We start from the raw sequence: 23,418 nt of genomic DNA, 5'->3' as shown, positions 1-23,418 counted from the left end.
CATGGACGAGGCCTCGCTGGACAAGCTCGGTTCGGGCAAATTCCTGCTCATCACCAGCTACCGCAAGAACGGCACAGGTGTCGCGACGCCCGTGTGGGTGGTGAGGGACGGCGAGGCGCTCGGCGCGTGGACGCCCGCGGACAGCTGGAAGGTGAAGCGGATCCGCAACCGCGCCGACGTCCTGGTGGGGCCCTGCGACGCGCGAGGGAACCCGACCGGCGACCAGACCCCGGCCACGGCCGAGGTCCTCGACGCGGCCGGGACCGCCCACTATCGTCAGCTGATCGCCCGCAAGTACGGCATCCTGGGGCGCCTCACCCTCTTCGGCAGCCGCCTGCGACGCGGGGAGTCCGGGACCGTGGGCATCCGTATCACCCTGGCACCCTGACACATACGCGCTTACGGGGACCCGGCGAGCACCAGGCCCCCGTACGCACCGCGGCTACGCGTAGAACGGCCCCGGAGCGCTCCAGGTCGTCGTACCGAAGACGTTCGCGTCATCGATGAAGATGTTCACATTGGTGACCTTGAGGCCGTACTGGGTTGCGGTCATGCCCTCGGGGCAATTCACCTGCACGGCCGGGAAGTTGACGAAGAACGGCGGACCGTAGTCCTGGTCGGGGTACCGCGCCAACTGGCCGAGCAGCCAGTTGCTGTCCGGCTCGTAATACACCCCCGACAGCGGCATCTGCTCCGTGCGTACGACGAAACTCGTGCCGTGGTCGAACGTGCCGTCGGGCCGCAGACAGCCGAAGGTGCGCGCCGTGTCCGCGGACGCGCTGAAGTAGCCCCCGGTGCTGGGGAGTCCGGCCAGATAGCCGGGCTGGTTGCGCACATTGTGCAGGGTGACGCCGAGACTGAAGCCGCCGCAGCCGGGCGTCGGGTTGAAGTCGTGGTAGATGAGCTGGCACTTGCGGGGGCCGAAGGCCGCGTTCGGGTCGGGATTGTAGGGCTGCGGCACCACAGCCCCGTGGAATCTGACGGTCGCCGAGATGCCCCCGTCGGTGGGCGCCGGGATCTCGGCACTGGTGTCGGCCTGGGCGGAGCCCGGCCCGGCCAGGACGAGAACGGCCCCCGCGAGTAACGCGAGGGCCAGTCTGCCCAGCACTCCGGGCGCACGCTTGCTCCTCATGTGGAAAATCCCCCCTCGTGCAGGTGGTGCACACACATGAATAGTGGCAGGTACACGCTATCGACGGCTGAGTCCCTCATCCGGCAATCGCCCCAACACTCACAAACGGAGCGTGCGTTGGTCGTTCCCCCAGGACGGCCGTCGAGGCCGTGCCCGTGATGCGCGGCACCAGCCCCGGTCGCGCCCCCGCCGGACAGCCCCTGGCACACTGCCACCTGTTCGTACTTCAACATCGGGCGGTGGGGCGGGTGCGCTCGCAGGACGTGCAGGAGCGGCCGGACGTCGCGGTGGTCGTGGCGGCGCGGGCCGGTGACCCGCAGGCGCTTGAGCAGCTCGTGCGGGGCTGGCTGCCCTTGGTCTACAACATCGTCGGGCGAGCCCTTGACGGCCACAGCGATGTCGACGACGTGGTCCAGGAGACCATGCTGCGGGCCCTGGACGGGCTGCCTGGCCTGGAGGAACCCGAGCGGTTCCGGTCCTGGCTCGTCGCCATCGCCGTACGGCAGGTCCGTGACCGGTGGCGTGGCGGACAGTCCCGTCCGCAGCCGAGCCTGCCCGAGGACCTGGCCCAGGAGGCGGATCCGCAGGCCGACTTCGCCGATCTGGCGATCCTCCGGCTTGCGCTGTCGGGGCAGCGCCGTGAGGCGGCGGAGGCGACGCGCTGGCTGGAGGACGAGGAGCGCGAGGTGCTGTCGCTGTGGTGGATGGAGGCCGCCGGCGAACTGAGCCGCGCCGATCTGGCGGCGGCCTGCGACCTCACGCCGCAGCACGCCGCGGTGCGGGTGCAGCGGGTCAAAGAGCGGCTGGAGTCCGCGCGCGCCGTCGTACGGGCCCTTGCCGCCTCGCCGCGCTGCACGGAGCTGTCGGCTCTGCTGCCCTCGTGGGACGGCCGGCCGACCGGGCAGTGGCGCAAGCGGCTGACCCGCCACGTCCGCGAGTGCCCGCAGTGCCTGTTCAGCACTTCCGACCTGATTCCGGCCGAAGGGCTGCTGGGCGGATTCGCGCTGGTGCCGGTACCGATCGGCCTGGCCGGCCTGGTGCTGACCAAGTTGCTTCCCGCGGGCTCGGCAGCCGGGGCCGGCGCGGGCGGTGCCGCACAGGGGTCGGGCGGAACGGGACAAGTGGCCCGGCTGCTCGGCCGGTTGGCGGCCAAGCCGGTGGCGGCGGTGACCGCGGGAGCGGTGGTGCTCGCGGGCGGCGGAGTCGCCTGGTACGCCGCCACTCACTCCGAGACACCCGGGCGAGAGCCCGCGGCCGTGGCCCCGGCACCCCCTGCCGCCCAGTCCGCCACACCGGCACCGTCGGTGTCTGCGACGCCGTCGCCCACCCCGACTCCAACCCCGTCACGGACCGCCGCCACACGGCTCTCGGGGCCCCACGCCCTGCGGTCCGTCGACGCCCCCGGCCGTTATGTGAGCCAGTCCGGCGACCTCGGCGTCCTCGAACCGGTCGGCTCCGCGAGCTCCGCGCCCACCCGACAGGACGCCACGTTCACCTTCGTCGCCGGGCTCGCCGACGCCGACTGCTACTCGCTCATGGACGCCACGGGCAGGTACCTGCGGCACTACGCGTTCCGTATCCGACTGGACGCCGACGACGGGTCCGCGATCTTCCAGAAGGACGCGACCTTCTGCGCCCGTTCCGGCTCGGCCGACGGGTCGGTCTCCTTGGAGTCGTACAACTACCCCGGCCGCTACCTCCGCCACCGCGAGAACCTCGAGCTCTGGCTCGACCCCGACGAGAAGACCGCGGCGTACCGTGCCAACAGCTCGTTCGTCGTGGCCGCGCCCTGGAACTGACCTTGCCCGGCAGGGGAGTCGGCCGGATGTGTTCTGCGTGAAGCGTTGACTAGAAAGCGCTTACCCCTTACGTTTCCCGTTCAGTGACATGACCCGCGCGTGACATCTCGTATACGAGACATCAGATCTCCGAGCCGCACAACCTGGGCAAGTGAGCCTCCCGGGCCCTTGTGAATCCTCATACGGATGTCGTCGCGTGCCGCGCGCTATTCAACATGGCGAACATCGTGCACGTACATGACCCACGAGCACTCTCGAAGGGACACACCCGCATGCGTACCCGCCCCCCACGACCACGTTCTCGCAGACTGCCCCTGACGGTGGCCACGACGGCTGCCCTGGCCTTCACAGGTGCTCTCGTCCTGCCGCAGTCCGCATCAGCCGCCGAAACGGCACCGGTCGGTTTCGGCGCCGGAACCACCGGCGGCGGAAGCGCGACCGCCGTCACCGTCACCACGCTCGACGCCTTCAAGGCGTCCGTCACCGGCGACACGGCCAAGGTGGTCCGGGTCAACGGCCTGATCACGCTGGGCGGTCAGGTCGACATCGGCTCCAACACCACGGTCCTGGGCGTCGGTTCGTCGTCCGGGTTCACCGGCGGCGGACTGCGCATCAAGGAGGAGACCAACGTCGTCGTCCGCAACCTGAACATCAGCAAGCCGCTGGCGCCCGCCGACGGGATCACCGTCCAGGAGTCCACGAAGGTCTGGATCGACCACAACTCCTTCTCGGCGGACCGGGACCACGACAAGGACTACTACGACGGTCTGCTGGACATCAATCACGGCTCGGACCACGTCACCGTGTCCTGGAACACCTTCAAGGACCACTTCAAGGGCTCGCTCGTCGGCCACAGCGACAACAACGCCTCCGAGGACACCGGCCATCTGCGGGTGACGTACCACCACAACCACTTCAGCAACGTCTACTCGCGCATCCCCAGCCTGCGCTTCGGCACCGGCCACTTCTACGACAACTACGTCGAGGGCGCCGACACCGCCGTGCACTCGCGCATGGGCGCCCAGATGCTCGTCGAGAACAACGTCTTCCGCACGACGAAGATCGCGGTGACGACGAACCGCAGCAGCGACGTGGACGGCTACGCCAACCTGCGCGGCAACGACCTCGGCGATGCCGTCACCGAGATCTCGCAGGTGGGCACCTTCACCGCCCCGCCCTACAGCTACACCGCCGAGCCCGCCTCGACCGTCGTCGCCTCGGTGACGTCCGGCGCGGGTGCCGGAAAGCTCTGACCACCCCCACCAGCAGGAAGAAGGAATCGGGACATGACTTCTTCGTTACGTACCCGCGCCACCCGGCGCGCACTGACCGGCGCCCTGGCCGCACTCGGGCTCTCGGTTGGCATGATCATGACTGATGGCGCCCTGTCGCCGGCGAGCGCCGCCACCTGGCCGACCGCGAGCGGCAGCCAGGCGGTCTCCGCCACCATCTCGCTGTCCGGCACCAAGGACTACGGGATGCTGCGCCTGTACGGCACCGGTGACCTGGGCAGCGGCAGCCAGGACGAGGATCAGGGGCCGATCCTGCAGCTGGCCGCCGGCACCGTTCTCAAGAACGTCATCATCGGCGCCCCCGCCGCGGACGGCATCCACTGCCTGGGCAGCTGCACGCTGCAGAACGTCTGGTGGGAGGACGTCGGCGAGGACGCGGCGACGTTCCGGGGCTCCTCCTCGTCCAACGTGTACACCGTCTCCGGCGGTGGCGCGAAGGAAGCCAGCGACAAGGTGTTCCAGTTCAACGGCGCCGGAACCCTCAACGTCTCGAACTTCGCGGTGAAGAACTTCGGCACCTTCATCCGCTCGTGCGGCAACTGCTCCACGCAGTACAAGCGGACGATCAACCTCAACACCATCGAGGTGACCTGGAAGGGCAGCCGGCTCGTCGGTATCAACACCAACTACGGCGACAGCGCGACCCTGAGGGGCATCAAGATCGTCGGGGACACCAGCAAGAAGATCATCCCCTGCCAGAAGTACATCGGCAACAACACGGGTGCGGAGCCGACCACCAACGGCACCGGCCCCGACAGCACGTACTGCAAGTACGCCACGTCCGACATCACCTACAGCTGATCCACGGCTGAACCGTCGCTGATCCACCGCTGTTCGCGGTGCCGGGGGAGACTCCGGCGCCGCGAACAGCCAAGAGCCGCCGGGGTGTCAACTCCAGCTGCGGAACGGCTCGTCGACGATCTGGAACACCGGCTCGCGGCGCACTGGATCCTGTGCGGTGGCGAGTCGGACCCGGTCTCCGCTGTGGATACCGACGAGCGGGCCCATGACCCTGCCCCGGACGGTGAATCCCTCAGCCATCTCGACGAGGGAGACGTTGCGTGCCGCCGGGGTGTTGCGATGGATCACGGTCGAGTGGCGCACGATGCCCGTGCCCGCGCTCGCTTCGGTCCGCAGGTCGCTGCCCGCGCAGACCGGGCAGAGGAGCCGCTGATACATCGCGGTGCCGCACCACTGACAGCGCTGGAAGAGAAGGGTGTCCGGGGTCGAGGGTCCGTCCGTAGCGGGGCCGACACCCGGATGAAGGGCGATTCCTGGGTGGTACACGATGTCATCTCCCTGCGTTCCGCCGGAATCTGAGGTGCTCGGATCACCGTGCACGAGCCACAGGGTATGGCACTGAGTGTCAATTGTGAAGGCACTCGGTACCCTCAGTGTCTTGAAAGGTGTGCCTTGAAAGGCGGCGGGAAGAGGGGCGCGGTCAGTCCTGCCCGAGTGTGGACTCGATCTCCCGCACGACGCGCCACATCGGTGCTCCGCGTCGAGAGATGACGACAACCACGTCCTCCTGCTCCTCGGCGGCCGCGTCGTCCGGCGCGTCGCCGAACGTGGCGCGTAGGTACCCGAGCGCGTGGTCCACCGCCGCGGTCGCGTCTCCCTGTCCGTCCGAACGCAGCCAGGAACGCAGGGCGTTGTTGTGCGCGGCGGCCACGGCAGCGGCGACGACGTCGGCTCGTAGGGCGCCGTCGTGCCTGCCGGTGAAGCGCTCGTGGAGATATCCGGCCATGGCCCGTTCGTAGCGCCAGACGACCGACAGCTCGTACGCGCGCAGGCCCGGGACCTTCTTGGTGAGGCGGTAGCGCTGAACGGAGAACGTGGGGTTCTCGGCGTACATGCGCAGCACGATCCGTACCGCGTCGCACACCCGCCCTACCGGGTCGTCCGCGTCGGTGCCCGCGCCCAGGAAGGCCGTCATGTCGGCCAGGCAGCGTTCGTGGTCGGGGAAGACCACGTCCTCCTTGGACGGGAAGTAGCGGAAGAACGACCGTCGGCCCGCCCCGGCGAGCGTCACGATGTCGTCGACCGTGGTCTGCTCGTAACCGTGCTCCAGAAAGAGCTGGAACGCCGCCGCGACCAGGGCGTCCCGCATGGGCGGTTTCGCGGTCGCCGCCGCTGCGGTCTCGCGGTGCGGGGGTCCATGGTTCATGGACGGGAAACTAGCATCGAAACCGGAGGGATAGCACTCAGTGCGCATTCGAAAGGGAACTGAGTGCCTCTGGTGTGCGGCGCGCAGTCGTGTCGTGGTCTCGCGGACGGAATCCCCGACCTGTCCCCGGCAGGCCATGCGGCGCTCCGCGAGGGGCTCGCCGTACTGGGGTGGTGATGGCGCGGAAGCCGCACAGGCCACGCGTCGGACCCTTTGATTCCTCATGCGGGTGAAATGTGACGCCCCGTGAAGTTCTTGTGTATGGAGCGAGGTTGACAGCCCTCGACGCACTGATCGACTATGTGGTCGAGCTGTGGCCCATTTGACCAATGCGCCCAGTGATTCTTCGACCACTTACCCCCGGTGCGGCCCCCGGCTGCTTCGCCATGCCGTGCTGCCGTCGACCGGGTCCCGCAACATCAAGATGGGATCTGCATGTCCATAGCGAGACGTGTCACCCTCCGCTGCCTGCTGGGGACGGGCGCGGTGGCGCTCGCCCTCTCGGCGTCGACGACCGGCGCCTGGGCCACCGGCACCCCCGGTGGCGACGGCTGGGACAAGACCGGCAGCGATTACACGCCCGGGAAGGGCGCGGGCACGAAGACCGAGACAGATCGCTGCCAGTTCTCCCTGGACGGGACGAACTTCTACGACTCGGTCCGTGTCGACGACCAGAACCTCAAGCCCACCGACGACGGCAAGATCCACATCAAGGTCCGTACCGCCGGTGACGCCAGCACCTGCACCGCCTCGCTCGCCTCGTACCGCGCGCACGGTGCCACCTTCAACACCTCCGGCGAGCAGGTCTTCCACGACTTCGACACGGTCACGGTCAAGCCGGGCGGCACGGACTCCCTGGACATCTCGGTGCCCGACGTCGGCTGCTTCGCGCAGATCGACCTCTACCGTGGCGCCGTCAAGTTCGACGGCCGTTTCGACGCCAACGACGGCTTCGAGCACGGTGACCTGCCCAAGGGCCCGGACCGCCCGGTCATCAAGGACAAGCTGATCGCGGCGTGGAACGGCGGCACCAAGGACTGCACGGCGCAGCCGCCGACCACTCCCGAGACGCCCCCGGCCTCCTCGCCCCCGGCGTCGACTCCGCCCGCCTCGACTCCGCCCGCCTCGACTCCGCCCGCGTCGACGCCCGCCACCCCGACTCCGTCGGAGCCCGCCGGGTCGACCACGCCTGCGACTCCGTCGGAGTCCGAGTCGACCACGCCTGCCGCCCCGTCGCCCAACGGCGGCGGGTCCACCGCGCCCGGCGACCTCGCGGAGACGGGCGGCGGCAACACCCTGCCGATCGCCGCCGGCGCCGCGGCCCTCCTCGCGGCGGGCGCCGCGATCACCGTCGTCACCCGCCGCCGACGCGTCACGGGCACCCGCGCCTGACACACGGCGTCCACGGGCCTCGACGGCTCTGGAAGGCCCTGGCACTCATTCAGTACGTGAGTGTGAAAGGCCCCGGCACTCATTCAGTACGTGAGTGCCGGGGCCGCTCGCGTTCCCGATCCGCCAGGAGGCGTGTCCTAAACTCCGCCCATGACGATCCCGACAGCCGCCCTCATCGAAGACCTGGTGCCCCAGGGCGTGCTGCGGGCGTCGATCAACCTGGGCAATCCGGTACTGGCCCAGGGCACCCCTACCGCGCCGGCCGGCGTGACCGTCGACATCGCGCGCGAGGTCGGTGCCCGGCTGGACGTTCCGGTGGAGCTCGTCTGCTTCGACGCGGCACGGAAGTCGTACGAGGCGCTGACGACGGGCCGGGCCGACCTGTGCTTCCTGGCCATCGAGCCCGCACGGGAGGCCGAAGTCGCCTTCACCGCGCCGTACGTCGTGATCGAGGGCGTGTACGCCGTGCCCCTTCGCTCGGACCTCACCACGGTCGCCGACGTCGACCGGGCGGGCGTACGCATCGGCGTGAAACGCGGGTCCGCCTACGACCTCTTCCTCTCCCGCACGCTGGAGCACGCGAGTGTCGTGCGCGGTGAGGAGGGGGTCGACGCGTTCCGCGCCGAGGACCTGGAGGTCGCGGCCGGTATCCGTCAGCCGCTGACCCAGTACGTCGCGGCACATCCCGAACTCAGGCTGATCGAGGGCCGGTTCATGCAGATCCGCCAAGCGGTGGGCACGACGGTGACCCGACGGCCCGAGAGCGTCCAGTTCCTGCGGGACCTCGTCGAGGAGCTGAAGGCCGACGGATTCATCGCCGACGCCCTGCGTCGCGCGCACCAGTCGGACGCTCTGGTCGCCCCGCCCGGATAGGTGGAGAGCCTACGGTCGACGCGGAAGTGCCATGCCGCGGCGATCATTGCACTCCGGCGATGGCGAATCGTCCGGCACCGGCCACGACTGGTGGGCGTGGAGAGCGACACTCACCAAGGTCAGAAGAAGATCGATGTCCGAGTCGAACTCAAGACGCATCGTCACCCAGCGCGAACCGGGCACCATACGGACCGCGGTCGCGTTCTTCAAATGGTCCTCGAAACGCAGGATGGCAGGGACCGTGAGATGCAGGTCGACGTCCTGTTCCGAATGGAAGTGGACGATCTCACCCTGCTCCGAGCACAGTGCCCGCCCCGTGCCGCAGCTCGGCAGGGCCTCGGCCAGGTCCGGCCAATTCGCCAGTCGCGTCATGGCGCGCAGGGCCAACGTCATGACGACATCATGACCCGCTTACCGTCCGGCCACCAGGATTTGGGCAACTCGTCACTGGCAGGTAGGGACTCACGCCATCCAGTAGGGACTCACGCCATCCAGAAGAAGACCGCGGTCATCCGTTTGTCGTCGATGGTGGTGCCGCAGTAACCGGTGGCGCTGTGCATCAGGTTGGCGTTGTAGAGGAGCAGACGGTTGTACCGGTGGGGTACGCGTATGTCCTCGATGAAGGAGTCCGGCGGGACGAAGCGTGTCCCCAGCGCGTCGACGAGGTTGTTGTGCGGGGCGGCCACCATGTTGCCGCCCAGCCTGCCGCCGGGCAGATTCTGCCGGTAGAAACTGGTGCCGCAGTCCTTGGGAGCCGCAGGATTGAGATAGAGCACTGCGGCATAACGGCACAGCGAGCGGGAATCGGTGTGCGGGCGCGGCTGTCCCTCGCCCTGGCCCACCACCTGGATGCAGTTGTGATTGAGGGTGCCCCCGGAGGGCGTGCTCTGCAGCCACAGCTCCCGCGCCCCGGTGGCCTTCTTCACCAGCCGTTCCACACGGGACAGTTCCGCCGGTTCGAGCCCGGGCATCGTGCGAAGGCCGGGCCAGCTCTCCGAGGTGTAGGGATGGCCCTTGACCCAGTCGTCCTTGGTGAGGCACCGGGCCCGGACGGCGTCCACGTCGGGCAGTACGTCGTCGAACACCCAGTAGTCCCGGTCGCGGGTGGGTTTGCGGTAGGGGAGAACCGGGAGGGCCGACGATCTCTGAGGCTGTGGGGGCATGCGGCAGAACATATAGATGCATGCTTCAGTGATCTCCCGGGATTTGGTCAATCTTCTGCCAACTCGGCCTACCTGTAGGGGAGTCGGCCCTCGGTGGCCGGCGGTGACATGCCGTGCGACGCCAGCTTGGTAATGGGATCCATTTTCATATAGCGTGAGCTTCGCCAGCCCACCCACCACAGGAGACCGACATGGCCGTCCCCAAGCGGAAGATGTCCCGCAGCAACGCCCGCCACCGCCGCGCACAGTGGAAAGCGACCCCGGCTCAACTCGTCCCCGTCACCGTGGACGGCTCGTCCCACCTCGTACCGCAGCGACTCGCCAAGGCGTACGAGCGCGGGCTGCTGCGCCCGGAGGGCTGACGTGCGCGCCGCCTTCGTCGGGAAGGGCGGCAGCGGCAAGACCACGTTGTCGGCCCTCTTCTCCCGCCACCTCGCGCACTCCGGAGCGCCCCTCGTCGCCATCGACGGCGACATCAACCAGCATCTGGCCCAGGCCCTCGGTCTCGGCGACGACGAACCCCTCACCGCCGCGCCCCTCAGCGCACGACTGGGCGAGATCAAGGACTTCTTGCGCGGTGACAACCCGCGCATCACCTCACGCGAGGCCATGATCAAGACCACTCCGCCGGGACGGGGTTCACGGCTGCTGAGGCTCCTCGGCGACGACGCCGTGCACTCCCACCACATCCAGGACGTGGACGGCGTACCCCTCATGGTCACCGGCGAGTTCGACGAGAGCGATCTCGGAGTCGCCTGCTACCACTCCAAGCTCGGGGCCGTCGAGCTGTACCTCAACCACCTCGTCGACGGGCCCGGTGAGTACGTCGTCGTCGACATGACCGCCGGTGCGGACGCCTTCGCCTCCGGCCTGTTCACCCGGTTCGACATGACCTTCCTGGTCGCCGAGCCCACCCGCAAGGGCGTCTCGGTGTACCGCCAATACCGTGACCACGCCGAGGAGTTCGGTGTCCCGATAGCGGTGATCGGCAACAAGGTCACCTGCGAGGACGACGTTCTCTTCCTCAAAGAACACGTCGGCGACGACCTTCTGACGTACTTTCAGCACTCCTCCTGGGTACGGGCACGTGAACAGGGCCGCCCGCAGGGCGACTTGGAACCGCACAACCGCCACGCACTGAGCCAGCTGCGGACCGCACTGGACGCCCGTACCAAGGACTGGACGGCCTTCCAGGCATACGCCGTCGACTTCCACCTCCGCAACGCTGCCGCCTGGGCCGACCGGGCCACCGGCAGTGACCTCTCCGCGCAGATCGACCCCGGATTCCGGCACGGCCCGGCCGCACTCGCGTCGAAGCCGGCCTGAGCGGCTACGACCACGGCCGACAGGACGGCGTGGCCTGCCGTCGACGCGGCCGTACACGGCCGACGCACCACCGCGCACCACCCGAACCAGCTAGCGACAGGACTGCCCTTTCATGTCACTCGACGTCTCCCCGAAGCTGCTCGCCGAAGCCGAACGCGGTCAGGTCCGCGAACAGGACTTCGTGGAAACCGTCCGAACCTCCCTGCCGTACGCCTACGACCTCATCGCCGGCCTGGTCGGCGAACTACGGGACGGCGCAAGGGAGTTCGCCGACAACCACACCCCGCCGCCCTCGGAGAAGGAGCGTGGCCAGCTGCTGCGGGCGCTGGCCAGCGACGCGATCCGCTCCAGCCTGGAGAGGCACTTCGGCGTCACCCTCGCCTTCATGAACTGCCACCGTGTCGCCGTCTTCCGCCCCGAGGCACAGGGCGGCGAGACCCACACCCGGTTCACCTCGCTGCGCTCGCAGATCCTCAACCAGTCACCCGAGTTCCGCGACTGCTGAGCCGACAGATGGCGGTGGGGCCGTACGGCGGAACGGCCCCACCCCGCTTACGTCAGACCGCCGGATCCGTGAGGGACTGCTCGGCCCAGATGATCTTCCCCTCGGCGGTGTAGCGGGTGCCCCAGCGCTGGGTGAACTGGGAGATCAGGAACAGCCCGCGGCCCCCCTCGTCGGTCGTCTTGGGATGGCGCAGGTGCGGGGCGGTCGCGCCGCCGTCGAAGACCTCGCAGATCAGGGCCTGATCGGTGATCAGCCGCAACCGGATGGGACCGGAGGCGTGCCGGATGGCGTTGGTGACGAGTTCGCTGACGACCAGCTCGGTGGTGAAGGCCAGCTCGTCCAGGCCCCAGGTGTGCAACTGCTGCGAGGTCGACTTGCGCGCCTCGGCGACGACGGCCGGGTCGATGGGCAGGTCCCAGGTCGCGACCTGCTGGGCACCCAGCCGACGGGTACGGGCCAGCAGCAGTGCCACGTCGTCGTAGGGCCGCGTCGGCACGAGATCGTCCACGATGCGGCGGCACAGTCCGTCCAGCGGCTGCCCGTGTGCCTCCAGCGCGCGGCGCAGGCGCTCCCTGCCCGCCTCCGGGTCCCGTCCCGTACGGGGTGTGGCGATGAGACCGTCGGTGTGCAGCGCCAGCACACTGCCCTCCGCGAGGTTCAACTCGAGCGACTCGAAGGGCAGGCCGCCCACCCCCAGCGCGGGACCGTGCGGGAGGTCGGCGAACGTGACGGTGCCGTCGGGGGCGACGACCGCGGGTGCGGGATGGCCCGCGCCCGCCATGGAACACTGCCCGCTCACCGGGTCGTACACCACGTACAGACAACTGGCGCCGACCGCCTGCATTCCGCTCGTCCGGTCGTCCGCTCCGGTGCCCTCCTCCCGGGCGGCGCGGCTGACCACGTCGTCGAGGTGGGCGAGCACCTCCTCCGGAGTCAGGTCCAGGTCGGCGAGGGTCTGCACGGCGGACCGCAGCCGCCCCATGGCCGCGGCGCCGTCGATGCCGTGACCGGCGACCTCGCCCACCACCAGGGCCACCCGGGCTCCGGACAGGGGAATCACGTCGTACCAGTCCCCGGCGAGACCGGTGAGTTCGTCGGCGGGCCGGTAGACGGCGGCGACCTCCACCGCGTCCTGGTCGGGGAAGCGGTGGGGGAGGAGGTTGCGCTGGAGGATCAGGGCCGCATCGCGTTCGCGGGTGTACCGGCGGGCGTTGTCGACGCAGAGGGCGGCCCGGCCGACGAACTCCTCGGCCAGGGCCAGATCGTCCTCGTCGAAGGGGTCCTGGCGGCTGCGCCGGAAGAACGTGGTGATGCCCATGGTGACGCCGCGGGCCCGGACGGGCACGATCATCACGCTGTGCAGCCCGAGATCGAGGAAGGAGGCGGCCCGGCTCCCGGGGGTACCCGTGGTCCACTCCTTGGCCAGCGGGTCCAGCCGTTCCTCGCGCCAGGACTCGCCGTCGGTAAGGGATCTGATCGGGGGAGATCCGGCCACGTAGGACGCCACGTCGCCGATGCCGACGGCGGTTTCGGGGACCCCGCCCTGTACCGACTGGTGCCCGGCGCGACGCAGCGGCACCGCGTCCGCGTCGCTCCGTGGACCGGGCGCCGGCTCGCCTCCCTTGAGCACGGATTCCAGCAGGTCCACGGTGACGAAGTCGGCCAGCCCCGGCACGGCGACATCGGCCAGTTCCTGTGCGGTCTGCATGACGTCCAGGCTGCGGCCGATGTGCTCGCCGGCCCGGTCGAGCAGGGCGAGCCGCCGCCGTGCGCGGTAGCTCTCGCCGATGTCGACGACCGTGTAGTACACGCCGATCGGATCGCCGTGGTCGTCCTCCAGACGGATGAACGACATGGCGTGGGACGTCTCGCGGTGCGGCGCGGAGCGTACGCGGCCCACGTGCTCGTACGCGACCACCGGGTCGCCGGTCTCCAGCACCCGGAGCATCTGCGCCTCGATCCGCTCGGCGTCGAGGCCGGGCTGGATATCGGCGAGCCTGCGTCCCAGCCGCTGCTCGGGCGGGCCCCCGCCGAACTGCTCCAGCGCGGCGTTCGACCACACGTACCGCAAGTCCGGGTCCACGATCGCGATGCCCACCGGGGAGCGCGAGGTGATCCGCTCGAGCACCGACCGGCTCATGTGCCACCCGGGGCTGTCGGCCAGCTCCGCGAGCAGTACCACCCAGCGGACGGGGCCGCCGGCAGCCCGCAGGGGGACCACCCGCACCATCAGCTTGAGCGGGTGCCCGTCCCGGTGTCGCGCGGACAGCAGTCCGGCCCAGCCGCCGTCTCCGTGGCACCGATCGGCCAGATCGGGGATGCGCGCGGCGTCCTCGGGAATCAGCAGGTCGGCCGCGCGCCGTCCGAGCACCTCGCCCGCCGGATACCCCAGCAGCCGTTCGGCGTCCGCGGTCCAGCTGGTCACCGCCATACGGGCATCGAGGAGCAGTGGCACGGCGTCAGCCATGTCGAAGCGCTGCCGGGCCGGCACGTCCCGTTCCTTGCTCGAACCCACCGCGACCCTCTCCGCTCCCCGAAGGTGGTCTTACCCCCTCGTTGCCCATTCTTCACGTTGTACGACTGTCCCGCGGGCTTTGGCGAGCCGCACGGCGGGCCGGGCCGGAGCCGGATGCGGATTCCGAGGCGCCCCTCGGCTCGGTGTACTCGAAGAGCCCCCGGTGTGCCGGGTCGCAGGCGACCCGAGCCCGAGCGATCGTATTGAACGAAAGTGATCGATACGCTTGTGGGCGTACAGTGACCACACGGGATCACGCTCCGCGTTCGCCCGTAGTTCGTCCGTCCGGCCTTGCCTCAGGGGGAGCCCATGCGACTGCACGTCGACCAGCGTCACGAGCGCGTACTCGAACTCGTCCGGGAGCGCGGCAGCCTCCGGGTCGCCGACCTCGCGGCCGAACTCGGTGTCTCGGCGGTGACCTTGAGGCGTGACGTGGAGACACTCGCCGCGCAGGGCCGGGTGCAGCGGCTGCACGGCGCGGTGGTCTGGCCGGGCGACACCACCGCCGCGGCGGAACCCCGGCAGCAGAGCGCCGACGGTGCCGTGATCGGAATGATCGTGCCGACCACGAACTACATCTTCGCGGACATCGTGCGAGGCGCCCGCGAGGCCGTCGGGGCGCAGGGGGGCCGCCTCGTGCTCGGCATGTCCGGCTATGTCGACACCGAGGACCCGATGCAGGCGGAGCACCTGATCGCGGGGGGCGCGCAGGGACTGCTCGTCGCGCCCAGCTGGTTCGGCGGCGTCCCCGCCGGCGGCCAGGAGAAATGGCTCCTGGAGTGCGAGGTGCCGACCGTCCTGGTCGAGCGCTCCGCGCCGGCCGGGAACCCCGCGGCGGCTCTGGACCGGGTGCGGACGGACCGGGCGCACGGGGCGGCGGTCGCCGTCGGTCACTTCGCGTCCCTGGGGCACCGCCGCATCACCGCCGTGCTGCAGGAGGGGCCGCACGCCGCGCAGATCTCGGCGGGCTATCTCGCGGCGGTGCGGTCGCTGGGCCTGGATGTCGACGAGGGCGCGCCGACCGTCCGCGAGCACGGCGACTACGAAGCCTCCCTCGACTATCTGGCCGGGGCCGTGGAGAAACGGGGAGTGACGGCGGCCCTCGTACACAGCGACGAGGACGCCATCGTGCTGGTGCCGAAGCTCCAGGCGCGCGGCATCAGCGTGCCCGGGGACCTCGCGCTGATCGCGTACGACGACGAGGTCGCCGGCCTCTCGGACGTGCCCCTGACGGCCATCGCCCCGCCCAAGCGCTCGGTGGGGGAGCTTGCCGCGAAACTGCTGCTCCAGCGCCTCGCGGAACGCCGGAGCGGACAGCACCCGGCGCCCCGTCAACACCTCGAACTTCTTCCCGAGTTGAGGATCCGTGCGTCCTGCGGTGGTGAAGCGCTCGATTCATGAGCGTTTTTCGATCGTTCTGATTGTCTTGGTCGAACGCTCTTGACTCTGATCGTGCGCGCACAAAAGATGTCCTGCATCCGCCTCTTCCCGTACGAGGTCTTGTAGGAGACGTGTCATGCCGCGCACTTCACGCTCGTTCCGCATAGCCGCCACCGCCACCGTCGCCGCCCTGGGCCTGTTCGCCACCGCATGCGGTGGCGACGGCGGCTCGACCGACACCGAGTCGGACGGCAAACCGGTGACCATCGAGTACTGGACCTGGACTCTCGGGGCAGAGTCGACGGCCGAGGCGTTCAACAGGACGCACAAGGACATCCAGGTCGAGTTCAGCGAGATCCCCAGCGGGACCGAGGGCTACAGCAAGCTGGCCAACGCGGTGAAGGCGGGCAACGCACCCGACGTGGCGACCATCGAGTACCAGATGGTCCCGGAGTTCGCGAGCCAGGGAAACCTGGTCGATCTGACCGAGTACGCCGGTGAAACGGTCAAGTCGAAGTTCCCCGAGTCCGTCCAGAGCCTGGTGACCTTCGGCGGCAAGACCTGGACCGTCCCCTACGACGTCGCACCGCAGCTCTACTACTACCGCACCGACCTGTTCAAGAAGTACGGCATCGAAGTCCCCAAGACCTGGGACGAGTTCAGGACGGCCGCCGCGAAGGTCAAGAAGCAGGACAAGAACGCCCGCCTCGCCTCCATGCCGAAGTCCGACCCGGCGCTGCTCGCCGCCCTGTCCTGGCAGGCGGGCGGCAAGTGGTTCGCCACCGAGGGCAACGCCTGGAAGCCCGCCGTGAACGACGCCGCCACCAAGAAGGTCGCCGCCTACTGGGACGGCCTCATCGAGGACGACCTCGTCCAGTCGTTCACCGGCTACAGCCCCGAGGAGACCAAGGCCCGCACCTCCGGCGACACGCTCTCCTTCCTCGGCGCCTCCTGGTCCGCGGGAGGTATGAAGACCGCGATGCCGGACCTCTCGGGCAAGTGGGCTGTCGCTCCCATGCCGAACTGGGGCACAGCGGCCAGCGGCAGCTACGGCGGCAGCTCCTACGGAGTCCTGAAGGGCAGCGAACACGCCGAGGCCGCCGCCGAGTTCATCGAGTGGCTCACCACGAACAAGGCGGGCGTCGAGGCCCGCCTCGCGGACCTGGAGTCGCCGAGCAGCGCCCTGCCGGCCAACCCGGAGATGCGTGCGGTCGCCGCCGCCAAGTTCGACACCTCGTACCTGAACGGGCAGGACCTCTACACGCTCGCCTCCGAGCAGGTCGACACCATCGTCCCCGGCTGGACGTGGGGCCCCAACCAGGTGGACGTCTACACCGCGGTCCAGGACGCGGCGGCCAAGTCCGGCTTCACCGGCGGCGTCGACGCCGGTCAGGAGAAGGCCGAGTCGGGCATCAAGGAGCGCGGGCTGAAGCTCGCCGAGTGACGTGGCGGGTCCGGTCGTCGACGGCCCGTGTCCGCACGGGGCTCGGACACGTGCCGTCGCCGGCCCCCGCCAACGGCTCTCTCCCGCCCAAGCCTCCCTGAAGCGTCCAGCCGCCAAGGAGCCCACCGTGGCAGTACCCCTCGCCCGAACCGCGAAGGCCGTGAACAGACCCCGGGGGAAACCCCGGGACAGCTCGAATCTCCGCCGCAGTCAGCGCCGCGCCGTCGCCCTCCTCATCACCCCGTTCTTCGTCCTCTTCGCCGTGGTCATGGCCGCGCCCATCGGCTACGCCGTGTGGATGAGCCTCTTCCAGGAGCACTCCTCGGGCCTTGGCTTCGGCGGTACGGAGCGGGTGTTCTCCGGATTCGGCAACTACACCAAGGCCCTGTCGGACGCGGGCTTCCGGGACTCCTTCCTACACATCGCGCAGTACTGCGCGCTCTACATCCCGGTGATGATCGGCGGATCGCTCCTTCTCGCGCTGCTGGTCGACTCCGCACTGGCCCGCGCCAAGCGGTTCTTCCAGCTCGCGCTCTTCGTGCCGCACGCGATCCCCGGGCTGATCGCCTCGATCATCTGGATCTACCTGTACACCCCGGGCCTGAGCCCCGTGCTCGACTGGATCGGCGCCCTCGGCGGCTCCTGGAACTTCTACAGCAACGACCATGTGCTCTCGTCGATGGTCAACCTCTGCGCCTGGCAGTGGATCGGCTACAACACGGTCATCTTCTACGCCGCCCTGCAGGCCGTACCGCGCGAAGTGATCGAGGCGGCCGTCGTCGACGGAGCGGGCGCCATCCGCACCGCCCTGCGGATCAAGGTCCCGATGATCGCCTCGGCGGTCGTCATGACCGTTCTGTTCACCTGTGTCGGCGCGATCCAGATCTTCACCGAGCCCAAGCTCCTCAATCAGCGGGGTGCGCCCACCATCGACACCGAGTGGTCGCCCACCTTGTTCATCTGGAAGGCGGGCTTCGTGCAGCACGACTACGGTCTCGCCGCCGCCGCGTCCCTGATCCTCGCGCTCCTCGGCGTCGTCCTCTCCTACGTCGTCACCCAGCTCGGCAACCGGTGGAAGGCGGCGTCATGAGCACCCTCACCCAGACAGTCGACCCGGCCGCGGCACCCACCGAGCGCAAGCCGGTCCCGGCCGCCCGCCGCCGCTCGTCCAACGCCCTGCTCTCCAGGGGCATCGTCAACGGCCTGCTGATCGTCGCGGCCCTGTACACCCTGATGCCGGTCACCTGGCTGCTCTTCGCCGCCACCAAGAACCACGGCGACCTCTTCGCCACAGCGGGCTTCTCCTTCGGGGACTTCAACCTCTTCGTCAACCTGCACCACGTGTTCACCTTCAACGAGGGCATCTACCTGCGCTGGTTCGGCAACAGCATCCTGTACTCGGTCGTCGGCTCAGCCGCCTCGACGTTCCTGTGCGTCGCCACCGGCTACGCCTTCGACAAGTACGACTTCCGGGGCAAGGAGAAGCTGTTCGGCCTGGTCCTCGGCGGAGTGCTCGTCCCCACCACGGTGATCCAGCTCCCGATGTACCTCCTCGCCACCAAGGCCGGCGTCGTCAACACCTACTGGGCGCTGCTGCTGCCCGCCCTGGTCAACCCGTTCGGCGTCTACCTCGCCCGGGTCTTCTCCGAGGGATACGTCCCGAACGAGGTCCTGGAGGCCGCCCGCGTCGACGGCGCGGGCGAACTGCGCACCTTCGCCGGGATCGCCCTGCCCATGCTCGCGCCCGGCTTCATGACCATCTTCCTGTTCTCGTTCACCGCCAGCTGGAACAACTTCTTCGGCGCCCTCGTGATGCTCAACGACGAGAAGCTCTACCCGGTCAACCTCGGCCTGTTCATGTGGAACAGCGTCACGCAGCAGCAGCCCGAGTACTACTCGCTCGTCATCACCGGCTCACTCGTCGCCGTCGTCCCGCTGATCGTCGCCTTCGTCTGCCTCCAGCGCTTCTGGCGCTCGGGCCTGACCGCCGGCGCGGTGAAGTGACCATGCCCGTACCGGAAGGCACCCTCTTGAACGGCCCGCACGTCGTACCGTCTCCGCGAACCCTCCTTGCCATGGGCAGCGAGATCCACGGTTCCCTGCTCGCCGACGCCGCCTTCGACCGGCTGCGACATGTCGCCTCGGTGGACACCTCGCTGCACATCACGGACTTCACCCGCGCGGACCCCGCCGTCCTGGCCGACACGGAGGTCCTCTTCACCCACTGGGGCGCCCCGCTGCTCACCGAGGAAGCGCTGCGCCGTATGCCCCGGCTGCGGGCCGTCATCCACGCGGCAGGTTCCATCAAGCACCACGTCACCGAATCCGTCTGGGAGCGCGGAATCGCCGTCTCCTCCGCAGCCGCCGCCAACGCCCTCCCCGTCGCGGAGTTCACCCTCGCCGCCATCCTCTTCGCGAACAAACGGGTCCTGGACGCCGCCCGCGCCTACACCCGGGCACGCGAACAGCCCGCGCTCCTCCCGTACTTCACCGGATACGGCAACTACCACCGCACCGTCGGCATCGTCGGCGCCTCCCGCATCGGACGCCGCGTCGCCGAACTGCTCCGCCCGCTCGACCTCGACGTCCTCCTCTACGACCCCTACCTGGACCGGAACGAGGCCCGAGCCCTCGGCGCCGACCTCGTCGGCCTCGACGAACTCGTCCGGCGCAGCCACGTGGTGACCATCCACGCACCCCAACTCCCCGAAACACGGCACATGTTCGACGCGCGCCGACTCGCCCTCCTCCAGGACGGCGCGACGCTCATCAACACGGCACGCGGCTCCCTGGTCGACACCGACGCGCTCATCGAGCGCCTCGTCTCCGGGCGCGTTCACGCCGTTCTGGACGTCACCGAACCGGACGTACCCCCCGCCGAATCCCCGCTCTACACGCTCCCCAACGTGCTGCTCACCCCGCACATCGCGGGCTCCCTCGGCAACGAACTCGGCCGTATGACCCACTGGGCCGTCGACGAGGTGCGGCGCTACGCCCAAGGCCTCCCGTTCACCTATGGAGTCGGCCCGGACGAGCTGACCCGCTCGGCCTGAACAACAGCACCACATGGCCGACTTGGACACCGTCCCGCGCACCACCCCGGAAGGAACCACCCATGCCGACCCCGGCTGACCGCGTCCTCGTCGTCGGCATCGACGGCGTACGTCTCGACGTGCTGCGCCGCCTGCCCACCCCGCACCTGGACGCCCTCGCGGCCGACGGCTTCCGCACTCCGGTCGAGGTCGACGCGCGCACGCCCACGATGTCCGGCCCCTGCTGGGCGACCGTCGTCACCGGAGTGGGCGTCGACAAGCACGGCGTGTGGAGCAACGACTTCACCGGCCACCGTCTCGACGTCTTCCCCGACTTCGCCACCCGCCTCGCCCGGCAGGACGGCCGCCGCACCTTCGTCGCCGCCGGCTGGCAGCCGCTCATGCAGGTCCGCGACGGAGGGCCGCTGTTCCGGGCCCCGTCCAGGTCCGCGTACATCGCCCCGGCCGAGGACGCCCCGGAGGCGTGGGAGACCTGCGACGAACGGATCACGGAGGAGGCGGCAGGAGTCCTCGCGGGCGAGGACATCGACGCGTCTTTCGTCTACCTCGGCGCTCCCGACGAGACCGCGCACGTCCTCGGCTGCGGCGCCGCGTACGAGGAGGCGGTGCTGCGCGCCGACGAACGCGTGGGGCGCCTGCTGGACGCCGTTCGCTCCCGGCCCGCGTACGACGGCGAAAGGTGGACGGTGCTCGTCGTGACCGATCACGGCCATGTCGACGCGGGCGGGCACGGCGGCCGCTCCCTGGAGGAACGCACGGCCTGGCTCGTCGCCAACGGCCCCGGCATCACCTCCGCGCCCCCACAGGTGCGCCATGTCGACGTCGCAGCCCAGGTGTTCGCGTCCCTGGGCTGCTCGGCCGACCGGCACTGGACTCTCGACGGGCGGCCTTTCAGCCGAGTTTGACGGTGATCTTCTGGGTGACGCCCGCGGTGGTGCTGAGGTTGCCGAAGGTGAGCGTCAGGGCTGAGCCCGTGGTCGCCGAGGTGACGGTCGACGGCTTGGCGGTCACCGAGGCGACGGCCCTGTTCCAGGTGAGGGTGAGGCCGGTCTGCATGCGCATCGGGTCGCTGACGCAGATGACCGCCGTGCCGTCACTCTTCTCGCTGATCGTCACGGCGCACGGATTGCTCGCGGTGAGAGCGCCGACCGTACCGCCGAACCAGAAGTTGACCCCGGTGAAGCCGAGTGAGGGGACGCTGACGCCCTGCTGGCTGTCCGTGTTGGCGAGGACGGTCAGCCAGCCCGTGGCGGCGGCACGCGTCTGCGTCTGGGCGGCGGTCGCGCCCGGCATGAGCAGATAGGCGTACGAGCCGCCGGTCGGGTTGGTGCCGTGGTCGACGTACATCGTCAGGTACTTGCGGTTCAGGACGGTGGTGGCGCCGCCCTTGTTGATGGCGCTCCACTGACCGTCGCGGGCGTCGCGCAGCGCCGTGAAGGTTGCTCCGCCGGGGAAGACGTACCCTCCGTGCCCGCCGATGTGTGCCCACTTCGCGCCGGTGAGCGTCTCCGACCACGGGTAGCCGGCCGGCTTGGTGACGCCGTCGACCTGGAAGGGGGTGCTGCCGGTGGGCCCGAGGTTGCGGTTCTCGATCGTCGACTCCACCGCCGTGCCGTCCGTGCATTTGATGCCGGCGCCGAGGCAGACGATCGAGTCGTCCAGACAGAACCACGACTTCTTCGCCAACAGCGTGCTCTGCAGGCCCTTGAGGTACTGGCCGATCGCGGCCCGCTGACCGTCCGTGGCGCCGCCGACCCAGTTGACGTCCGGCAGGGAGGCGCCCCAGTCGCCGCCCGCCGCATCCGCGAGCACCTTGCGCGAGGCGGTGGTGCCGGGCAGCCGATAGGCGTCGACGGTGGGCCAGAAGGCATCGCTGTACTGGCCGTTGCCGAACGTGTCGCCCCACCAGTAGAGCATTCCGGAACCGGTGTGCCAGCCGTGCAGGTTCTCGCCGTTGCCGGTCTCGTAGTACGTGATCCGGCGGTCGGCCATGCTGATCGACGCGGCCCAGCCGGGGCGGCGGTGGGTGGCCCGGGACATGTTGGTGAACAGCCGGTGCCCGGTGGGCTCGGCGACGGCGGAGACCGTGGTGTCGTCCTGAACTCCCTTGAGGCGGGCGAGACTTGTGAGCCCGATGGAGGGGTTGCTCATGGGCGGGCTGTAGTAGTCGCGCTGCATCCAGCCCTTCACCAGGCCGCGCCAGCGGGCGTTCTCCGTGCTGCTCGCGCCCTGTCCGAGCAGCACGATCGCGGCGAGGATCGGATGGCCGCGCAGATGGTCGTCCTGCTGGATCTGCTTGGCGTCGGACGCGGACAGGCCGCGGCTGACCGCCCGCCCGGAGACGCCGTCCATGACGAGCCCGTTGTAGAGGAAGGGCGCCCAGGCGTTCTCCACCGCGTCGAAGACGATCTGCCGGTTGGAGTCGGTGACTTCCCAGGTGGATCCGGTGAGCAGCGCGAAAAGCATGCCGAGCCCGCCCAGCATCACCGAACCGTAGGAGCCGGTGTACGGCACGGTGGTGTGCTGGATGAACGAGCCGTCGGTGTAGAGCCCGTCTCCGCCGCTCACGTACGGGAAGACGGGGGAGAGCGCGTCCCGGGCCAGCGCGACCTTCGCGGAACTCGCGCCGACGACGCCCCGAAGCGCAAGGACCCGGCACAGGTCCACTCTGTTGGCGCCGGTGCTCGTGCCGGTGTAGGAGGAGACCGCCGAGTCCGGTACGAAGTGGTCCACCGCGTTGAGGTAGTTGCTGAGCTGCGCGGCCGACAACTGGTCGTACATCAGGACGCACACGTCGAGCAGTGCCTGCGGCGCGCCGATCTGCCAGCTGTACCAGTTGCCGTAGCGGACCTGGTTCTCGTTGTAGACCTCGGAGTGGAGGTGGTCGAGCCCGGTGAGGATGTCGTCCCTGAGACCGGTGTCGCCGGTGAGCCCGGTGCCCTGCTGCGTGTACGCCTGGGCGAGCGTGTTGAGCCGGTTGTAACTGGAGTTGAGGTTGCCGGAGTAGCCGTACGACTCCTGATCGGTGTCCGGCTCGGGATCGGCGTAGCCGAGGTCCGGCCACAGTGAGCCGGACGTGGGCGCCATCGTGGCCTGCAACTGGCCTGCGGTGGCGCCCAGTTCGCTGAGCCGGGTCTTGAAGGGTTCGGCTGTGGGGCTGAAGCGCTCGCCGAGGATCAGGGTGCGCCATTTCGCGCGCAGGGTCGCGAACTCGTCCGCGGCGGCGGAGATCTCGGCGGAGGTGATCTCGGTGGAGGTGAGGGGAGCGGCGCCGGCGGTGGCGTGCACCCCCAGCGCGAGGGCGGTACCGCTGCCGGCGGCGAGGAAACCACGTCGTGACCAACGAGTCGTCATGACGGCGGTTTCTAGCACGACAT

General features: G+C 69.3%; 22 protein-coding genes. 15 read left to right on the top strand and 7 right to left on the bottom strand.

The genetic code is table 11. The annotated features are described in order from the left end of the window. Position 1 precedes the first annotated feature (1 nt). The gene (locus OG219_RS45585) at positions 2-388 is read left to right on the top strand and encodes a PPOX class F420-dependent oxidoreductase (protein ID WP_266837279.1); all 387 of its coding nucleotides are present in this window, start codon (positions 2-4) and stop codon (positions 386-388) included. A gap of 54 nt (positions 389-442) precedes the next feature. On the opposite strand, the gene OG219_RS45580 is transcribed toward OG219_RS45585, so the two are convergent. Continuing rightward, entirely contained in the window at positions 443-1,132 is a 690-nt protein-coding gene (locus OG219_RS45580) for a hypothetical protein (protein WP_266837277.1), read from the bottom strand. Between the two features lie 248 nt (positions 1,133-1,380). Between OG219_RS45580 and OG219_RS45575 the strand changes: the two genes are divergently transcribed. The 3 genes from OG219_RS45575 (at position 1,381) to OG219_RS45565 (ending at position 5,024) form a co-directional block, all read left to right on the top strand. Then, positions 1,381-2,931, top strand: coding sequence for a sigma-70 family RNA polymerase sigma factor (locus OG219_RS45575; RefSeq protein ID WP_266837275.1), 1,551 nt, complete (start codon positions 1,381-1,383; stop codon positions 2,929-2,931). A 272-nt stretch (positions 2,932-3,203) separates the two neighbouring features. Continuing rightward, entirely contained in the window at positions 3,204-4,184 is a 981-nt protein-coding gene (locus OG219_RS45570) for a polysaccharide lyase family 1 protein (RefSeq protein ID WP_266837273.1), read from the top strand. Between the two features lie 33 nt (positions 4,185-4,217). Then, positions 4,218-5,024, top strand: a complete 807-nt coding sequence (locus OG219_RS45565) for a pectate lyase (RefSeq protein WP_266837271.1) — start codon at positions 4,218-4,220, stop codon at positions 5,022-5,024. Between the two features lie 87 nt (positions 5,025-5,111). Here OG219_RS45565 and OG219_RS45560 read toward each other — a convergent pair whose 3' ends face one another. Together OG219_RS45560 and OG219_RS45555 are read right to left on the bottom strand one after the other, a co-directional pair. Continuing rightward, a complete protein-coding gene (locus tag OG219_RS45560) occupies positions 5,112-5,495 on the bottom strand; it encodes a Zn-ribbon domain-containing OB-fold protein (protein WP_266837974.1) in 384 nt (127 codons plus the stop codon). A gap of 169 nt (positions 5,496-5,664) precedes the next feature. Next, on the bottom strand, positions 5,665-6,333 hold the full coding sequence (locus OG219_RS45555) for a TetR family transcriptional regulator (protein WP_266837973.1): 669 nt from the start codon (positions 6,331-6,333) through the stop codon (positions 5,665-5,667). Positions 6,334-6,825: 492 nt separating this feature from the next. Between OG219_RS45555 and OG219_RS45550 the strand changes: the two genes are divergently transcribed. After that, the gene (locus OG219_RS45550; RefSeq protein ID WP_266837269.1) at positions 6,826-7,782 is read left to right on the top strand and encodes an LAETG motif-containing sortase-dependent surface protein; all 957 of its coding nucleotides are present in this window, start codon (positions 6,826-6,828) and stop codon (positions 7,780-7,782) included. A 150-nt stretch (positions 7,783-7,932) separates the two neighbouring features. Further along, positions 7,933-8,655 (top strand): transporter substrate-binding domain-containing protein, encoded by a 723-nt coding sequence (locus tag OG219_RS45545; RefSeq protein ID WP_266837267.1) that lies wholly within the window; start codon positions 7,933-7,935, stop codon positions 8,653-8,655. A gap of 9 nt (positions 8,656-8,664) precedes the next feature. Here OG219_RS45545 and OG219_RS45540 read toward each other — a convergent pair whose 3' ends face one another. Beyond that, on the bottom strand, positions 8,665-9,048 hold the full coding sequence (locus OG219_RS45540) for a luciferase family protein (protein WP_266837265.1): 384 nt from the start codon (positions 9,046-9,048) through the stop codon (positions 8,665-8,667). 89 nt (positions 9,049-9,137) lie between these two features. Then, the gene (locus OG219_RS45535) at positions 9,138-9,818 is read right to left on the bottom strand and encodes a DUF6445 family protein (protein WP_266837264.1); all 681 of its coding nucleotides are present in this window, start codon (positions 9,816-9,818) and stop codon (positions 9,138-9,140) included. Between the two features lie 191 nt (positions 9,819-10,009). Here OG219_RS45535 and rpmF point away from each other — a divergent pair, with 191 nt between their 5' ends. The 3 genes from rpmF (at position 10,010) to OG219_RS45520 (ending at position 11,649) form a co-directional block, all read left to right on the top strand. Then, positions 10,010-10,180: a 50S ribosomal protein L32 gene (gene rpmF, locus OG219_RS45530; protein WP_266837262.1), complete on the top strand. Its 171-nt coding sequence runs from the start codon at positions 10,010-10,012 to the stop codon at positions 10,178-10,180. Position 10,181: 1 nt separating this feature from the next. Beyond that, entirely contained in the window at positions 10,182-11,144 is a 963-nt protein-coding gene (locus OG219_RS45525; protein WP_266837260.1) for an ATP-binding protein, read from the top strand. Between the two features lie 112 nt (positions 11,145-11,256). Further along, a complete protein-coding gene (locus OG219_RS45520) occupies positions 11,257-11,649 on the top strand; it encodes an SCO5389 family protein (RefSeq protein WP_266837258.1) in 393 nt (130 codons plus the stop codon). A gap of 52 nt (positions 11,650-11,701) precedes the next feature. Here OG219_RS45520 and OG219_RS45515 read toward each other — a convergent pair whose 3' ends face one another. Continuing rightward, positions 11,702-14,164 carry a SpoIIE family protein phosphatase gene (locus OG219_RS45515; protein WP_266837256.1) on the bottom strand — a complete coding sequence of 821 codons (2,463 nt, stop codon included), beginning with the start codon at positions 14,162-14,164 and terminating at the stop codon, positions 11,702-11,704. 309 nt (positions 14,165-14,473) lie between these two features. Here OG219_RS45515 and OG219_RS45510 point away from each other — a divergent pair, with 309 nt between their 5' ends. The 6 genes from OG219_RS45510 to OG219_RS45485 all read left to right on the top strand — a co-directional run bounded on the left by OG219_RS45510 (position 14,474) and on the right by OG219_RS45485 (position 20,946). Beyond that, positions 14,474-15,565, top strand: coding sequence for a substrate-binding domain-containing protein (locus OG219_RS45510; RefSeq protein WP_266837254.1), 1,092 nt, complete (start codon positions 14,474-14,476; stop codon positions 15,563-15,565). A gap of 115 nt (positions 15,566-15,680) precedes the next feature. Then, the gene (locus OG219_RS45505; protein ID WP_266837252.1) at positions 15,681-16,988 is read left to right on the top strand and encodes an ABC transporter substrate-binding protein; all 1,308 of its coding nucleotides are present in this window, start codon (positions 15,681-15,683) and stop codon (positions 16,986-16,988) included. Between the two features lie 160 nt (positions 16,989-17,148). Next, complete coding sequence (locus tag OG219_RS45500) at positions 17,149-18,078, top strand: carbohydrate ABC transporter permease (protein ID WP_266837972.1); 930 nt, start codon at positions 17,149-17,151, stop codon at positions 18,076-18,078. Then, complete coding sequence (locus OG219_RS45495; RefSeq protein ID WP_266837250.1) at positions 18,075-18,992, top strand: carbohydrate ABC transporter permease; 918 nt, start codon at positions 18,075-18,077, stop codon at positions 18,990-18,992. Before OG219_RS45500 ends, OG219_RS45495 begins: the two co-directional genes overlap by 4 nt. 71 nt (positions 18,993-19,063) lie before the next feature. Further along, complete coding sequence (locus tag OG219_RS45490; RefSeq protein ID WP_323183376.1) at positions 19,064-20,041, top strand: hydroxyacid dehydrogenase; 978 nt, start codon at positions 19,064-19,066, stop codon at positions 20,039-20,041. 62 nt (positions 20,042-20,103) lie between these two features. Beyond that, positions 20,104-20,946: an alkaline phosphatase family protein gene (locus tag OG219_RS45485; protein ID WP_266837246.1), complete on the top strand. Its 843-nt coding sequence runs from the start codon at positions 20,104-20,106 to the stop codon at positions 20,944-20,946. Here the strand turns inward: OG219_RS45485 and OG219_RS45480 are convergent. After that, the gene (locus OG219_RS45480; protein WP_266837244.1) at positions 20,933-23,395 is read right to left on the bottom strand and encodes a polysaccharide lyase 8 family protein; all 2,463 of its coding nucleotides are present in this window, start codon (positions 23,393-23,395) and stop codon (positions 20,933-20,935) included. The two genes, OG219_RS45485 and OG219_RS45480, sit on opposite strands and share 14 nt — an antisense overlap. Positions 23,396-23,418: the final 23 nt, after the last annotated feature.

The sequence above is a fragment of the Streptomyces sp. NBC_00038 genome, from assembly GCF_026343635.1.
Classification (GTDB): Bacteria; Actinomycetota; Actinomycetes; order Streptomycetales; family Streptomycetaceae; genus Streptomyces.
This window is presented reverse-complemented; position numbering and strand designations above follow the sequence as displayed.

Coding starts and splice junctions, on each gene's coding strand:
- OG219_RS45520 (WP_266837258.1), top strand. CDS start 11,257: ATGTCACTCGACGTCTCCCCGAAGCTGCTCGCCGAAGCCGAACGCGGT.
- OG219_RS45555 (WP_266837973.1), bottom strand. CDS start 6,333: ATGCGGGACGCCCTGGTCGCGGCGGCGTTCCAGCTCTTTCTGGAGCAC.
- OG219_RS45505 (WP_266837252.1), top strand. CDS start 15,681: ATGCCGCGCACTTCACGCTCGTTCCGCATAGCCGCCACCGCCACCGTC.
- OG219_RS45480 (WP_266837244.1), bottom strand. CDS start 23,395: ATGACGACTCGTTGGTCACGACGTGGTTTCCTCGCCGCCGGCAGCGGT.
- OG219_RS45565 (WP_266837271.1), top strand. CDS start 4,218: ATGACTTCTTCGTTACGTACCCGCGCCACCCGGCGCGCACTGACCGGC.
- OG219_RS45510 (WP_266837254.1), top strand. CDS start 14,474: ATGCGACTGCACGTCGACCAGCGTCACGAGCGCGTACTCGAACTCGTC.
- OG219_RS45490 (WP_323183376.1), top strand. CDS start 19,064: ATGGGCAGCGAGATCCACGGTTCCCTGCTCGCCGACGCCGCCTTCGAC.
- OG219_RS45550 (WP_266837269.1), top strand. CDS start 6,826: ATGTCCATAGCGAGACGTGTCACCCTCCGCTGCCTGCTGGGGACGGGC.
- OG219_RS45545 (WP_266837267.1), top strand. CDS start 7,933: ATGACGATCCCGACAGCCGCCCTCATCGAAGACCTGGTGCCCCAGGGC.
- OG219_RS45540 (WP_266837265.1), bottom strand. CDS start 9,048: ATGACGTTGGCCCTGCGCGCCATGACGCGACTGGCGAATTGGCCGGAC.
- rpmF (WP_266837262.1), top strand. CDS start 10,010: ATGGCCGTCCCCAAGCGGAAGATGTCCCGCAGCAACGCCCGCCACCGC.
- OG219_RS45580 (WP_266837277.1), bottom strand. CDS start 1,132: ATGAGGAGCAAGCGTGCGCCCGGAGTGCTGGGCAGACTGGCCCTCGCG.
- OG219_RS45535 (WP_266837264.1), bottom strand. CDS start 9,818: ATGCCCCCACAGCCTCAGAGATCGTCGGCCCTCCCGGTTCTCCCCTAC.
- OG219_RS45585 (WP_266837279.1), top strand. CDS start 2: ATGGACGAGGCCTCGCTGGACAAGCTCGGTTCGGGCAAATTCCTGCTC.
- OG219_RS45495 (WP_266837250.1), top strand. CDS start 18,075: ATGAGCACCCTCACCCAGACAGTCGACCCGGCCGCGGCACCCACCGAG.
- OG219_RS45570 (WP_266837273.1), top strand. CDS start 3,204: ATGCGTACCCGCCCCCCACGACCACGTTCTCGCAGACTGCCCCTGACG.
- OG219_RS45485 (WP_266837246.1), top strand. CDS start 20,104: ATGCCGACCCCGGCTGACCGCGTCCTCGTCGTCGGCATCGACGGCGTA.